The following is a 13,618-nucleotide window of genomic DNA, read 5'->3' on the forward strand; positions in this document are numbered from 1 at the left end:
TTGCTGACTCATGGCGCCGGGCTCGCGCAGATTTCCGAGAGCATGCGCAGGCGCCGCTTGGGTTCGCTGACGAACGGGTTACGCTGATCCCAAGCGTAGCCGGCCAGGATCGAGCTGATCATGCGGCGGATGTCGTCCGAGCCTTCGGTGTAGAAAATCACGTCCTGGAAGGTGCCGGCGTACCAGCCCTCGACATAGCAGCGGAAGGTGTCGACGCCGCGCTTGAGCGGCTCGGCGAACTCGCTTTGCCAATCCACGCTTTCACCTTGCAACTGACGGTGGAGCACGTCGGCGGCCATGCTCGCCGAACGCATGGCAATGGTCACGCCGGAGGAGAACACCGGGTCGAGGAATTCCGCGGCGTTGCCCAGCAGGGCGAAGCCTGGGCCGTGCAGGGTCTTGACGTTGGCCGAGTAGCCGCCGATGGTCCGCGCCGGGGTGTCCCACACGGCGTTCTGCAGCACGCCGGCCAGGCTTGGGGTTTCGTCGATGAAACCGCGCAGGCAGGCATCGAGATCGTCGGTGCGGCCGGCGAAATGTTCCGCCGCCGCGACCACGCCCACCGAGCAGCGCCCGCCGCTGAACGGAATGGTCCAGAACCACACGTCGCGTTTGCTCGGGTGGGTGGTGATCAGAATCTTTTCTCGATCGAACGCCGGGGCGTCGATGCGATCCTCGATGTGGGTGAACACTGCTTGGCGCAGCGGGAAATTCGACGGGGCTTCGAGGTCCAGCAGGCGCGGCAGGACTCGGCCATAGCCGCTGGCATCGAGCACGAAGTCGGCCTCGACACAGTACTCGCTGCCATCTTCGCGCTGCACGCCCAGTTGTGGTTTGGCGAGGCTGAAGTCGGCGCTGGTGATCGCTTGGCCGTAGCGGATCTCCACGCCTTGCAGGGCGGCCTGGTCGGCCAGCAACTTGTCGAAGTCGGCGCGTTGCACCTGGAAGGTCGTGGGCTTGCCGTTGCTGAAGGTATCGCCGAAATCGAAGGCGCTGTAGCGCTCGCCCCAGGCAAACGCGGCGCCGTTCTTGCGCTGGAACCCGGCGGCATTCACCGCGTCGAGCATGCCGGCTTCTTCGACGAAATCCAGGCAATGGGACAACAGGCTCTCACCGATGGAGAACCGGGGGAAATGCTGGCGCTCGATGACCAGCACCTCATGGCCCTTGCGCTTGAGCAGCGCGGCGGCGATGGCGCCGGAAGGGCCTGCGCCAATGATGACGACCTGTCGACGTTCCATTTCAACTGTTGGCACTGGAGCTCCTGGCCGGGACGGCAATCGAGGGAATACGGTGCAAACCGGTCACGGCCGGCAGCAATGTGGCGATCAGCCCCATCAGCATCAGCGTGAAATACAACGCGGGGCTGATGAGCTGTTGTTGCAAGAGCAGATTGAGGAACACGATTTCACTCAAGCCGCGAATGTTCAGCAGGATACTTTCGCGCCAGCGACTGGCGCCGGCGAATGACGCGGCGGCCCAACCCAGGCCCAGCCAGTTGCCCAGTAGTTTGCTGGCAATGGGCAACAGCAGCAACGCCGTCAATTGCACCCAGTCGAGGCTGCTCATGGCGCTGTGGACGTCGATCTGCACAATGCCGAACGTGAGAATCAGCGGGATCGCCAGGTACGTCTGCAAACCCTGCATCCAGGCGATATTGAGCGCCAGCCTCAAGGGCACTTTGAGCGCGGCCATGCACAGCAGATAGCCGATGCCGACGATCAGTGCATTGAGCCGGTAGTGTTCGGCCACCACCAGCAGGGCAAAAAACACGCCGCTGTACAGCAACGGCTGGCGCAGGCCAACCAGGCGCAACAGCAGCGGCACGCAGGCGCCGGCCATCGGCAACAGCAGGCTGCCCAGGTGGAGACTGCCCTGGGCCAGGCCGAACAGGCTCCAGCAGGCCAGGTCGATCAGGATCGCCGTTTGCACCAGTCGCCGAGTGGCGGCGGGTGGGTAATCGATGTGACGCAGATACAGATACAGCACAGGAATCGCTGTGATCGCAAACAGCAGTCCCACCGCCAGGGAGCTGATCCAGGGCTGGGGCGGCAGCAACCAGAACGCTGTCGCCAGACCGCAGGCGAACGGAACGACGAAGCTTGGCAGGGCGATTTTCACGCTCTGGCGGTCCAGGCGCAGGTCGATCACGTCGCTGAGGATATGCCCCAGCAACAGCGCGAACGCGAGGCTGTAGAGGTTCTTCAGCCACACCGGCGACACCAGTTGCGCGCCGCTGAGCTGCCAGCCCGGCTCGATCCAGAAATACATCAGCAGCGGCAGGCCGAAGGTCGCCAGCAACAACTGGCTGACAATCGGGATCAACCCGAAGCGAGCGCCCAGGCGTGTGGCAACTGCGAACAGCCCCAGGGCCATGAGCCAGAACAGCAGGGTCATCATTGGGCGGGCTCCGCGACCGTCGCCGCGTGGGCTTGTTGTCCGGCCCAGGGCGCCAACATGAAGCTGAAAGCCAGCCCCAGGCTCACCGCCAGGCCGAAGTTACTCACCGCCGGTGTGCTGGACAGCGCCAGCAGGCCGAACGACAGCCAGGTGGTGACCGCCGCCAGGAACGTGCCCAGCAGGCTCACGGCGGCACCGCCGATCTGTTCGCGCATCAGGATCGCGTAGTCGACGCCGATGGCCGTCACCAGCAACAGGCCGAACAGGCTGAACAAGGTCAGTGGCTGCCCCAGCCAGCCGAGGCTCGCCAGGCTGCACAGCGCAGCCAGCAGCGGCAGTGCCACGATGCGCAAGGCGCCGCCGACGCCAAACGGCCAGATCAGCACCAGCACAATCAGCACGCAAGAGGCCAGTTTCAACTCGGCGGCGCTGACCTGCGTGGCGGCGAAGACCCGGTTCAGGTCGCCCAGGCGATCCACCAGTTGTACGCCTGGCAGATCCACCGCCTGTATCCGCAGCAGCGCCGCATCGTTCAAACCTTGCAAGCTGACCACCGCCGCGACGCCTTGCGCTGTTGGTCCGAGCCAGAGTGTGCGATACGGCTCGGCCAGCGGACCTGCCAGTGCGGCGTCAATGTCGGTCACCGGCAGGGCCTGTAATTGCGCCAGTTCCGCTTGCAGCGCAGCGACCGGGACGCCCAGGTCCAGTAGCGGTTGCCAGACGGCTGGCAAGCGCCCCAGGGCCTCACGCACTTTCTGTTGTTCGGCGGGTGGGCTGACCAGTTGGTTCAGCGACAGGTAGCCCTGGAGCTTTTCCAGGCCGATCAACTGATCCAGCCGCTCGTTGAGGGCGGTCTGGCGCTCCAGCAGTTGGGATTGATCGTCGGCGCGGATCAGGAAGAACTGGCTGGTGGGCTGGAAACCGGTGATGCGCGCGATGTCGTGGGCTTCGTCGGTCAGGTGCTGGGGCGTGCCGATCCACTGGCGGATGTCGTTTTTCGGGGTCAGGTGCCAGAGCCCACCCGCGCAGAACATCAGCAACAACATCAGCAGGGCCGGCGTGCGTACCCGTTTCAGCAGGGCTTCGCGGGCCTTGAGCAGGTATTGGCAGACTTGGAGCGGCCATTGGGCGGGACGCAACTCTGCGCCCTTGAGCAGCGCCGGTAGCAGGCAGACGGCGCTCAGGTAAGCGCCGACGAGGCCAGCGGCGGAAAATATCGCGATCTGGGTCAGGGCCGGAAAGGGCGTCCAGGCCAGGGCCAGGTAGCCAATACAGGTAGTCACAAGGCTCAGGCTCAGCCCCGGCAGGGTCAGACGCAAGGCCGGCCAGCTGCGCCATGGCTTCAGGCTCCAGCTCTTGGACAGGTAGTGCAGCGGGTAATCCACGGCCACGCCAATCAGGCTGGAACCCAGGACCAGGGTCATGACATGCATGCGGCCAAACAAGGCCACGCAGGCCACCGCGCCGAACAGCACGCCCACCAGCACCGGCACGAACGCCAGCCACACTCGCAGGCGCCGGAAGGCCAGCAACAGCAACAGCAAGATGCCGACGGTCGCGCCACCGCCGACCCAGGTGATTTCCCGCGACGCCTGTTGCTGACCGCTGGCGGCGTACAGCAGGCCGCTCGCCGCCAGCAGTTGACCTTGGGCCTGGCTCGCCTGGTCGCGGCTGCGTTGCAGCAGCTCGGCCACTTGCAGCGGCAGGTTCATGTCGAAGGCGTTGCCCTGGGCGCGGGCCCGCAGCATCACCCAGCTTTTACCGTCGGCATCGGCGACCAACGCACCGCTGCCGATGTCGAATTTGATCGCGCCGCGTTGTGGCTGGCTGTTCTGGATGCGCCCGGTCAGGCCCAGCCAGTCGTCCTGGTTCGGCACCAGGCTGAAGCCGCTGAACGGGTCGAACAGGGCCTGCACCCGTTGTTGGATGAACGCCTGGGGCTGCTCGATCAATTGCTGCCGGTCGGCCGCCGAGAGCATCGCCAGCCGCCCGTTGAGCAATTGCGTGCGCAGCGCCGGCAAGTCGGCCTGCAACGTCCACTGCACCTTGTCGAACAGACCGCTGGCCTGCCATTGCTCGCCGAGGGTTTGCGCCAGGGCGATGGCCTGCTGGCGATCGGTGTGGCCGACCAGTACCAGCATCTCGCGATTGAGCGGCTCCTGCATGCGTTGTTCGGCGATCAGTTCCAGGGCATCGGGCGACGTGCCCGGCACCAGCTCCATGAGATTGGCCGACAACGGCGCGCCGTTGCGCCATTGCCAACCGGCGAGCGCCAGCACCGCCAGCAGCAGGATCAGGAACAGCCGGGGCAGCATCCGTTCACTCGGCAAAATCATGTTGCTCCGCTTCGCTCAAGGGTTGTGCGCTGTTGCTGTCCTGCATGCGCAGCACGGTACTGTCGCCTTGGGTTTCCAGCAGTTCGATGCGCTGCACCAGTTCGCCGCCGTCGATGTTGATCTGGTTGAAAACCTGCTTGAGCAGCACCGAGCGCGGGGTCAGGGTGAGCTTCCATTGTTGCGGCTCGCCCGACAGGCTCAGTTCGAAATCCCGTTGCAGGCCTGTGCTGTCTCCCTGCAATACCGCCAGGAACAAGCGGTTCTGCTCGGCGCCGGCGCTCTTGTTCGGCAGCATCTGCCAGGCGTTGCCATCCCGCCGGGCGATGCCCTGGGCGGTGATGCGGTAGTCCTGTTGCAGCGGGGTTTGCAGCAGCCACAGCAGTCCGTGGTTTTTCGCCAGCACGAAGCGTCCCTTGCTGGTGAGGGGCTGGGGCAGGGCGCGCAGGTGTTTTTCCTGGATAAACTGCCCGTGGATCACTTCCGGGCGGGCCAGTTGGTCGCTCAACTGTTGCAAGTCGAACGCCTGGGCCAGGGGGGCCAGGCAGCACAGCAACAGCCAGACTGACAGGCGCTTCATGGCAGTTTCCTTTCCACGGCTTCGACAAAGACCCGGGGCGAGGCCAGCAGCATTTCGCGACTGGCGAGGTCCACGGCCACTTGCACCGAACTGGCACGGGTCAAGCGCTCGCCCGTGGTTGCGTCGCTGATCAGGTAATTGATCTTCAGCCGGTTTTCCCACTCCACCAGACTGGCACGCACGGTCAGGGCCTGGCCGAACACGGCGCTGCGCACGTAGCGCAGTTGCAGGTCGATGATCGGCCATGCGTGGCCGGATTCGAGCATGTCGTTGTAGTTGTGGCCGATCAGGTCGAGCAAGGCGCAGCGGGCCACTTCCAGATATTTGATGTAGTGGCCGTGCCAGACCACGTTCATCGAATCGACATCGAAGAACGGCACCACGATGTGTGTATCGACGTGCAAAACACCTTGGCTACGCATGCAGCCTCCAGTGTTGCTCGGCGATGCGTTGCAAGCACAGGCGCAGTTCGCCTTCCAGGGCGCGGTCTTCGATGACCGGGGCGAAATCCTCGGCCAGTTGCTCGTGCATGGCGGCCAGGGCCGGCGGCAGTGGGCGGGCGTCTTCGGCGCGGCTGCGCAGCCATACGCCCTGGTTGGCGGCCAGCAAGGTCGCGGCGGCGACTTGTTCGGTCAGCTCCAGTACGCGGATGGCGTCCCGGGCGGCGATGGTGCCCATGCTCACCTTGTCCTGGTTGTGGCACTCGGTGGAGCGCGAGAACACGCTGGCCGGCATGGTGTTTTTCAGGGCTTCGGCGGTCCAGGCGCTGGTGCCGATCTGCACGGCCTTGAAGCCATGGTTGAGCATCGCTCGGTCGGCGCTGGCGCCGGACAGGTTGCTCGGCAGGCCATGGTTGTAACGCTCGTCCACTAGCAGCGCGAGCTGGCGATCCAGCAAGTCGGCGACGTTGGCCACCAGGTTCTTCAGGCTATCCATGGCGAAGGCGATATGCCCGCCGTAGAAATGCCCGCCGTGCAGTACGCGCTCGGCTTCGGCGTCGATGATCGGGTTGTCGTTGGCACTGTTGAGTTCGGTTTCGATGAACGCGCGCAGCCAGCCCAGGCTGTCGGCCAATACCCCAAGCACGTGGGGCGCGCAGCGCAGGGAGTAGCGATCCTGGAGGCGGTGCAACGGCGCGGTCGGCGCGTCGATGGCCAGGTCCTTGCGCAGCCACGCGGCGACTTGCATCTGTCCCGGGTGCGGCTTGGCGGCGAACAGGCGCTCGTCGAAATGTTCCGGGTTGCCCTGCAGGGCGACGACGTTCAACGCAGTGATGCGGGTTGCCAGTTGCAACAGGTAATCGGCCCGGGCGAAGGCCAGGCAGGCCAGGCCGGTCATCACGGCGGTGCCGTTCATCAGCGCCAGGGCTTCCTTGGGCCGCAGCACCAGCGGGGTCCAGCCCAATTCGCGGTGCACATCGGCGGCCAATCGCCGTTCGCCACGGAACATCACTTCCCGTTCGCCGGACAGCGTGGCGGCGACGTAGGACAGCGGCGTCAGGTCGCCACTGGCGCCCACCGAGCCTTCTTCCGGAATCAACGGCAGGATGTCGTGTTCAAGAAAGGCCTGCAGGCGTTCCAGCAGTTCCACCCGCACCCCGGACACGCCGTGGCACAGCGACTGCAGACGCGCCGCCAGCACCGCACGGGTGGCCTGGGCGTCGAGCAGCTTGCCCAGGCCGCAGCCGTGGAACGTATACAGGTGACGCGGCAGGGCCTCGACGTGGTGCAACGGCACGGCCACCACGCAGGAGTCGCCGTAACCGGTGGTCACGCCGTAGATAACGCCTTCCTTGTCCAGCAAGGAATCGAGGAATTGCGCACCCTTGGCGATGCGCTGGCGGAACGCCGGGTCATCCTGCAACTGCGTCGGTGCCTGACGGTTGGCCAGGGCCAGCACATCTTCGATGCGCAAAGGGCGTTCGCCGAAGGTTACCGGCTCAAGAGTGGGCATCGTCATCGGTCTTCCAGAAAGGGTAAAAGTTGAACCACTGTTGGGGGGCCTGGAGGCAGTATTGCGCCAGGCGCTCGGCGTAGCGGCCAGCCCAGTGGGCAATCACTTGCTCGCGGTCGTTGCGTTTCCACACCACGGCATCGGCGAAGGGTTCGAGGGTGACGCGATAGCGCCCCTCGTGCTTGAGGCACATCAGCAGGTTGACCGGGCATTTCAGCAGGCCGGCCAGCAACCAGGGGCCCTGGGGAAAAGCGGCCGGCTGACCCATGAAGTCCACGGTCACGCTGCGCCCGCCGTGCAGCGGTACGCGGTCGCCGGCAATTGCCAGCCACTCGCCGCGCTCCAGGCGTTCGCTCAACTGCAACATGATCACCGGGTCCAGCTCGCTGACCTGGATCAGCCGCAGGTGCGTGGCACCGGCTTCGCCCAGCAAGCGGTTGAACTGCTCGGCGTGCTTGGTGTGCACCAGCACGTTCATGGTGACTTTCTCGCCCAGCTCGGCCAGGGCCCGGCACATTTCCAGGTTGCCCAGGTGAGCGCCCACCAGCATTTGCCCGCGGGTGTCTCGCAAGTGATTGCGCAGCAGTGCCTTATCGACGATTTCGATCTGGTCGATGCTCAGCTTGCCGTTCCAGACGTCGAGCTTGTCCAGCAGGGAGTCGGCAAACGCCATGAACTGGCCGAACACCCGCCAGTGGCTCGGGTGCAGCTCGGGACGTGCGCTCCAGTCGGCCAGGCGCTGCTGATATTGCCAGGCCGCCTGGCGCGCGCTGCGGCCGAAAATGAAGAAGTACAGGACGATGCCGTACAGCACCGGAGTCAGCAAGCGCCGGCCTAGTACTTTGGCAGCGACTGCGGTGAGTTTCATCAGCCAGAAACTGCCGCGCTCCTGGCGGTCGGCCCAATGTTGCTTGTCTTGCTGAAGGCTCATGCTCGCCACCGTCGCCAGAGAATCAGGGGAAAGCGCACGAGCATGCCGAAGAACAACCGGGTGTGCATGCTGGAAATCAGCACGTTGTCGTGGAACAGGCGAAAGTGCGAGACCCCGTCCTGGGGGTAATGGACCCGCGTGTGCAGCCAGCGCATCGGCTGATTGCGCCAGGCCAGGCGCACGAGGATGTCCGAATCGAAATCCATGCGCTTGCCGATATTGGCCGAGTCGATCAGCGCCAGGGTCGGTGTCAGGGGATAGACCCGAAAGCCGCACATGGAATCGCGGATTTGCAAGGACAGGCTGTTGATCCAGACCATCACGTGGGTCAGGTAGCGCGCGTACAGGCGACCTTTCGGCACACTGGCGTCGTAGCGCGGATAACCACAGATCACCGCGTCCGGGTGGGCACGGGATTGTTCGATGAAGGCTTTCACGTCGCCAAGGTCGTGCTGCCCGTCGGCGTCCACCTGCAAGGCGTGGCTGAAACCCAGGCGCGAAGCCTCGCGCAGGCCAGTCATCACCGCGCCGCCCTTGCCCTCGTTGACGGCTAGCCTGACCAGATGAACCCGCTCGCCCTCTGCCAGCCGGTCGAGCACGGCGGCACACGCCGGGCTGCTGGCGTCATCCACCAGCACGCAGGGCAGTCCGTTGGCGAGCAACGCCTGGACCACCGCCGAGATGGCGGTTTCGTGGTTGTAGACCGGGATGACGGCGCAGGGGTTATGCATGCGGCATGTCTCGGTGGCTAAGGTGCACTTTGTGGCGAGGGAGCTTGCTCCCGCTCGAGTGCGAAGCACTCGCTCTTGTAGCACCAGGGGCTGCTTCGCAGCCCAGCGGGAGCAAGCTCCCTCGCCACAGTGATCTGTGCAGATGCCTAGGCATTGTTTTCCCCCAATACAATCCGCCCACTGGAGCAGGCCGCCGTGTCATTGCGGTAGGCGAAGTACAGCTTGCCGCGCTCGCGGTCGAAGCGCAGGTGCAATTGGATGTCATCGCCGGGGCGCACCAGTTGCTGGAATTTCAGCACTTCCATGCCGACGAACCGAGGCGGCAGGTCCAGCAGTTGGCGCCCCAGGCTCAAGGCCCAATCGACCTGCACCACGCCCGGCAGTACCGGCGCGGTGGGGAAGTGGCCGCTGAAGTACGCCAGATCGGGCGGCACGACCAGTTGCAGGCTCCACTCACCATCGGTTTCGACTTGCGCCAACACGTCGGGGGCCTTGGGGCGTGGCGCCATCAGCAGCGCCTCGACCTCGGCCTGGGGCAGCTTGCCCTGGGCGTTGAGCGGCAACTGCCGCAGCCAGCGCCAGCGCCGTGGCAGGGCGAGGGTTTCGCAATGTTCGCTCAGGTGCCGGCGCAGGCCCTCGGTCACGGCGCGCCGACCCTGGTTGCGCAAGGCGCCCAGGCCGGCATCGCTCAACACCAGCAGCGCGCCAAGGGAGGCGCGATTCTCCTGCACCACGCCCAGTCGCGCTTCGCTGACCCAGTCGTGGGTCACCAACGCGTGTTCCAGCATGGGCAGGGAGATGCGCTTCTCTTCGAGCTTGACGATACGGTCCAGTCGCCCGAGTAGCTCGAAACGGCCGTCTGCGGCGATCCGCGCCGCGTCGGCGGTGTGTTCCACATGCCCGGCCGGCAGATAGGGCGACGCGATCAGCAAGGCGCCGTCGCTGTCCTGGCTCAACTCGACGCCGGCAAAGGGCTGCCACAATCCGCCACCCTGGCGCCAGGCAATGCCGCCTGTTTCCGAGCTGCCGAAAATTTCCGTGGGCCATTGCCCCAGGCGCTGTTGCAAGCTTTGCGCTGCCTCGGGGGGCAAGGCGCCGCCAGAGGAGAACACCCGGCGCACGCTGCTCAGGGCTGGCCAATCGAGGTTATCGCCCATGCGCTTGAGCAGCGCCGGGCTGGCGACCCAGGCGAAGGCCAGTTGCTCACGGCTGGCACGTTGCAGGTCTTCCGGGAAGGCCAGTTGCCGACGCACGAACGCACGCCCGGCGCACAGCGGCCACAGCACCCGGAACAGCAACCCGTAGATGTGCTGGGTAGCAACGCTGCCGATCATGCAGGCCGGGCCCAGGTCGGCGCCCCACAGGTGTTCCAGGGCCTGGACCTCGTTGCTTAACTGGCGCAGGGTTTTCTCGATGCGCTTGGGCTCGCCGCTGGAGCCGGAGGTGCACAGGCTCAGCCAGCAGTGATCGAGGTCCAGTTCGGCGGCGTCCATCGGCGCTTGTTGCAGGTCGCCGGGATGTGTATCGCCGGGCTGGTCGGTCAGCCACAGATCCACGTCCGCCGCCCAACGCTGACGTGTCTGCGCTTGCAGGTCGGCGGGCAGCAGGACCCGGACCCCAGCGCGCCAGGCACCAAGCAGGGCGACGGCCAGGTCGGCGGCATCTTCCAGGTGCACCGCCACATGCCGCGCCCCGCGAGCTTGCAGGCCGGCCGCCAGGCGCAACGCCGCGTCCCGCAGTTGCGAGTGATTCAGCGCCGGATCGACCGCAACGGTGCGTTCCGGCTGAGTCTTGAGCAGCATCTGCTCAAGTGTTATCCAATTCATGGGCGGCCTCTTACCCGTTGTCGTATGAGCCATTCAATGGCAAACAGCAGCCCCATCAATCCGTAGGAAATCAGGCCGGTGTACAACATCCACCAGCTCAGCGGCGCCCAGAGGGTGAGGGCGGCGGCGAGCAAACCGTTACACAGGAAAAACACACTCCAGGCCACCGTGACCTGGCGCGTATACACCACCGCCTTGGCCGGCAACTGCGGTTCGCGCAGGCGGGCCAGGCGTTCGATCATTGGCGGGCCGTATTTCAGGCTCAGCACGAACAGCCCGAGCATGAACGCGCTGATCAGCACCGGGTACCAGCGCAGCAGGAGCGGGCTGTCGAACAGCGCGAGCAATATGCAAAACACGATTGCCGTGGCCGCCATCCAGCGGCTGCCGGCCCCGCCTGTGCCAAGCAACGCCCGGGCCAGCCACAGGCTGCCCAGCAGCAGTCCGAACTGCCACGGGGCAAAGTGCTCCATGCCGAAATACACCGCAAAGGGGTACAACAGGCCCACCAGCAGCAGGCCAAGGCCAATCAGCCGGGTCATGCGGCCGGTTGGACCAGTCGATAGACCGCCTCGACCACGTCATTGACGGTGCGCACCGACTTGAATTCTTCGGCGGCGATTTTCTTGCCGGTCTGACGCTTGATATGGTCGATCAGGTCGACCGCATCGATGCTGTCGATTTCCAGGTCCTGGTACAGGTTCGATTCCAGCGTCACACGCTCAGGGTCCAGCTCGAAAAGCTCGACCAGAGCATCGCGCAGGGTGTGGAAAATATCGTCACGAGTTTGCATGGTCTGGTCTCAGGCTACGCTTTTTGCAGTGACGAAGGCCGCAAGGCTTGCCACATTGCTGAAATGGTTACGGGTGTCCTTGGCGTCGGCGTCTATCTTGATGCCGTACTCCTTCTGGATCGCCAGGCCTAACTCCAGGGCATCCACCGAGTCCAGGCCCAGGCCTTCGCCGAACAGCGTCTGGTGGTCGCCGATGTCGTCGATGTCGATGTCTTCCAGGCCGAGGGCGTCGATGATCAGCTTTTTGATGTCACGGTGCAGATCGCTCATCTTCGGCGAGCTCCTTGATGTAATAGTGATGCAAAAAATCGTTGAGCCTGCGCGAAGCCTGGGGTGGCGGGCCGAGCGCGGCGAACGCCTGTGGGTCTATATCGGCTCCGACGTGAAAACTGAAGTGCACGCGGCGCAGGGGGATGCGATACCAGGGTTCAGCCTTGGTCAGGGTCGTGGGGCAGACCTTGATCGTGACGGGCGTGAGGATTTTCGCACCCCGCAGGGCGATGGCCGCCGCCCCCCGATGAAAGGCCGGCACCTGGCCTGGCTGGGTGCGTGTCCCTTCGGGGAAGACGATCAACGTCTGGCCCTCTTGCAAGGCGTCGCTGGCGGCATCGAGCATGTCCATGCTGCCGTCGTTGCTGATGTATTGGGTCGAATGCAGTGGGCCCCGGGTAAAGGGGTTGTCCCAGAGGCTTTGCTTGACCACGCAGTTGGCGTCGCGCACCAGCCCGATCAGGAACACCACGTCGATCAGCGACGGGTGATTGGCAATGATCATCTGCCCAGGGCGCCCGAGTCGTTCGGCGCCATCGATCTGATAGGTGAGCACGCCGGTACGGGCCATGAACCGGATAAAGAACCAGAACAACCGCCCGACCGTGCGGCGCGCCCTTTGCCGGTGGGCCTGGGCATCGCCGGGCCACCAGGCCAGCAACGGGAACACCAGCAAACGCAGGCACAGCCCGCCCAGCCCGAACAGGGCGAAGCTTGCGGCGGTCGCGATCAGGCGCCAGTAATAGGCGTCGCGATGTTTACCCGTCACCGGTTGCGTTGCCAGGTCCATACACGATTCTTCCAGGCATGTTGGCAGGTGGTTTCATTGTTCAGCAGGGTACGCAACAGATCCAGGGCATGGGGCCAGTCGCTGCCAGGCGATTGGCCGGCCTGCGCGCAGAGATCCAGTTGCCAGTCATCGCCCGGGGTCAGTAGCAGGCCCATGGCATAGGGAAACGGAACGTCATCGACCCAGGGTGCATAGACTTGCGGAGGTTGCTCTTCGGTGATCACCAGCAGCACCGCAGGCGATCCTTCGTTCAGCAGCGCGACGGCCTCCAGCACGCCGTGTTCCAAGCCGTCGCCGGTAGCGGCCAGGGCGGTCATTTCGCTGGTTTCGCCGCGCATGATCGACCACAGGCCAATCACCGCGTTGTGCACCGACAGGCTGAATTGGGTGGGCGACAAGGGCTGGTCGGCTGCCAGGTCCTTGAGAATCTCAAAAGTGCGCGGGGTTTCGCCGTGGCGGGAAATAAAGACCAACGGTAGGTCCGGCCGGCCCTCGGCCAACGGCCAGCCAACACTGAAGGCCATCCGCGCCAGGCGGCTGAGGCGCCGGCGCTGCATGGCCGGCAGGAACGAAACGTCAGGGGCGGCATCGCTGGCCGGCAATACGACCGGCTGTCGGCTCCATGCCTGCCAATCGTCCACGCTTTCGAGCCCAGGGGCCCACGCGCGCCATTGGGCGATATTGAAATTGATCACAAACTTCACCCCACCCCTGCGGGCTTTTATTGTCACGGTTCAGTGGTTTGACCCGCGTCCAACCCTGCATGGCCTTGCGACCCAAGTGGCGCGCATTATCCCGGTGCGATTGGCTTGTAGCAAATGCTGGTTACATTTTGTCCAGCGAAATGTACGAGTTGGTCCGCTCAAGGCCAGGCTTGGACCATTGTCGCGATCATCATGAGCCTGTCTGTCGGTTATTTCTGTCACGGTCTGGGCGAATTGACGTCTGAATTGTGGGAAAAGCCACTGTTGCTGTAGTCCTTCTACGCGGAAGGTAGCTAAGCGGTGTCGC

General features: G+C 64.5%; 14 protein-coding genes. All 14 read right to left on the reverse strand.

Annotation, left to right across the window (positions count from 1 at the left end; genetic code table 11):
• Positions 1-8: 8 nt before the first annotated feature.
• Positions 9-1,256 carry an NAD(P)/FAD-dependent oxidoreductase gene (locus BLO97_RS07685; RefSeq protein WP_072339979.1) on the reverse strand — a complete coding sequence of 416 codons (1,248 nt, stop codon included), beginning with the start codon at positions 1,254-1,256 and terminating at the stop codon, positions 9-11.
• The gene (locus BLO97_RS07690; RefSeq protein ID WP_092345471.1) at positions 1,243-2,400 is read right to left on the reverse strand and encodes a sodium:proton antiporter; all 1,158 of its coding nucleotides are present in this window, start codon (positions 2,398-2,400) and stop codon (positions 1,243-1,245) included. Before BLO97_RS07690 ends, BLO97_RS07685 begins: the two co-directional genes overlap by 14 nt.
• Positions 2,397-4,736 (reverse strand): MMPL family transporter, encoded by a 2,340-nt coding sequence (locus BLO97_RS07695; RefSeq protein WP_092345473.1) that lies wholly within the window; start codon positions 4,734-4,736, stop codon positions 2,397-2,399. Before BLO97_RS07695 ends, BLO97_RS07690 begins: the two co-directional genes overlap by 4 nt.
• Positions 4,720-5,313 (reverse strand): outer membrane lipoprotein carrier protein LolA, encoded by a 594-nt coding sequence (locus BLO97_RS07700; RefSeq protein WP_063323271.1) that lies wholly within the window; start codon positions 5,311-5,313, stop codon positions 4,720-4,722. Before BLO97_RS07700 ends, BLO97_RS07695 begins: the two co-directional genes overlap by 17 nt.
• Positions 5,310-5,735, reverse strand: coding sequence for an acyl-CoA thioesterase (locus BLO97_RS07705; RefSeq protein ID WP_063323270.1), 426 nt, complete (start codon positions 5,733-5,735; stop codon positions 5,310-5,312). Before BLO97_RS07705 ends, BLO97_RS07700 begins: the two co-directional genes overlap by 4 nt.
• Complete coding sequence (gene hutH, locus BLO97_RS07710) at positions 5,728-7,272, reverse strand: HAL/PAL/TAL family ammonia-lyase (protein ID WP_063323269.1); 1,545 nt, start codon at positions 7,270-7,272, stop codon at positions 5,728-5,730. Before hutH ends, BLO97_RS07705 begins: the two co-directional genes overlap by 8 nt.
• Positions 7,253-8,197 carry an LpxL/LpxP family acyltransferase gene (locus tag BLO97_RS07715; protein WP_092146738.1) on the reverse strand — a complete coding sequence of 315 codons (945 nt, stop codon included), beginning with the start codon at positions 8,195-8,197 and terminating at the stop codon, positions 7,253-7,255. The genes hutH and BLO97_RS07715 overlap by 20 nt, the downstream gene beginning before the upstream one ends.
• Positions 8,194-8,928, reverse strand: a complete 735-nt coding sequence (locus tag BLO97_RS07720) for a glycosyltransferase family 2 protein (RefSeq protein ID WP_063323267.1) — start codon at positions 8,926-8,928, stop codon at positions 8,194-8,196. The genes BLO97_RS07715 and BLO97_RS07720 overlap by 4 nt, the downstream gene beginning before the upstream one ends.
• A gap of 146 nt (positions 8,929-9,074) precedes the next feature.
• Positions 9,075-10,754 (reverse strand): acyl-CoA synthetase family protein, encoded by a 1,680-nt coding sequence (locus BLO97_RS07725; RefSeq protein WP_092345475.1) that lies wholly within the window; start codon positions 10,752-10,754, stop codon positions 9,075-9,077.
• Positions 10,751-11,296, reverse strand: a complete 546-nt coding sequence (locus BLO97_RS07730) for a COG4648 family protein (protein ID WP_092146734.1) — start codon at positions 11,294-11,296, stop codon at positions 10,751-10,753. The genes BLO97_RS07725 and BLO97_RS07730 overlap by 4 nt, the downstream gene beginning before the upstream one ends.
• Positions 11,293-11,547, reverse strand: a complete 255-nt coding sequence (locus tag BLO97_RS07735; RefSeq protein WP_003197040.1) for an acyl carrier protein — start codon at positions 11,545-11,547, stop codon at positions 11,293-11,295. Before BLO97_RS07735 ends, BLO97_RS07730 begins: the two co-directional genes overlap by 4 nt.
• 9 nt (positions 11,548-11,556) lie before the next feature.
• The gene (locus tag BLO97_RS07740; RefSeq protein ID WP_063323264.1) at positions 11,557-11,817 is read right to left on the reverse strand and encodes a phosphopantetheine-binding protein; all 261 of its coding nucleotides are present in this window, start codon (positions 11,815-11,817) and stop codon (positions 11,557-11,559) included.
• Positions 11,798-12,607 carry a lysophospholipid acyltransferase family protein gene (locus BLO97_RS07745; protein WP_072339995.1) on the reverse strand — a complete coding sequence of 270 codons (810 nt, stop codon included), beginning with the start codon at positions 12,605-12,607 and terminating at the stop codon, positions 11,798-11,800. The genes BLO97_RS07740 and BLO97_RS07745 overlap by 20 nt, the downstream gene beginning before the upstream one ends.
• Positions 12,583-13,302, reverse strand: coding sequence for a beta-ketoacyl synthase chain length factor (locus BLO97_RS07750; RefSeq protein ID WP_063325179.1), 720 nt, complete (start codon positions 13,300-13,302; stop codon positions 12,583-12,585). The genes BLO97_RS07745 and BLO97_RS07750 overlap by 25 nt, the downstream gene beginning before the upstream one ends.
• Between the last annotated feature and the right edge of the window lie 316 nt (positions 13,303-13,618).

Source organism: Pseudomonas sp. NFACC05-1, assembly GCF_900100135.1.
GTDB classification, from domain to species: domain Bacteria; phylum Pseudomonadota; class Gammaproteobacteria; order Pseudomonadales; family Pseudomonadaceae; genus Aquipseudomonas; species Aquipseudomonas fluorescens_Q.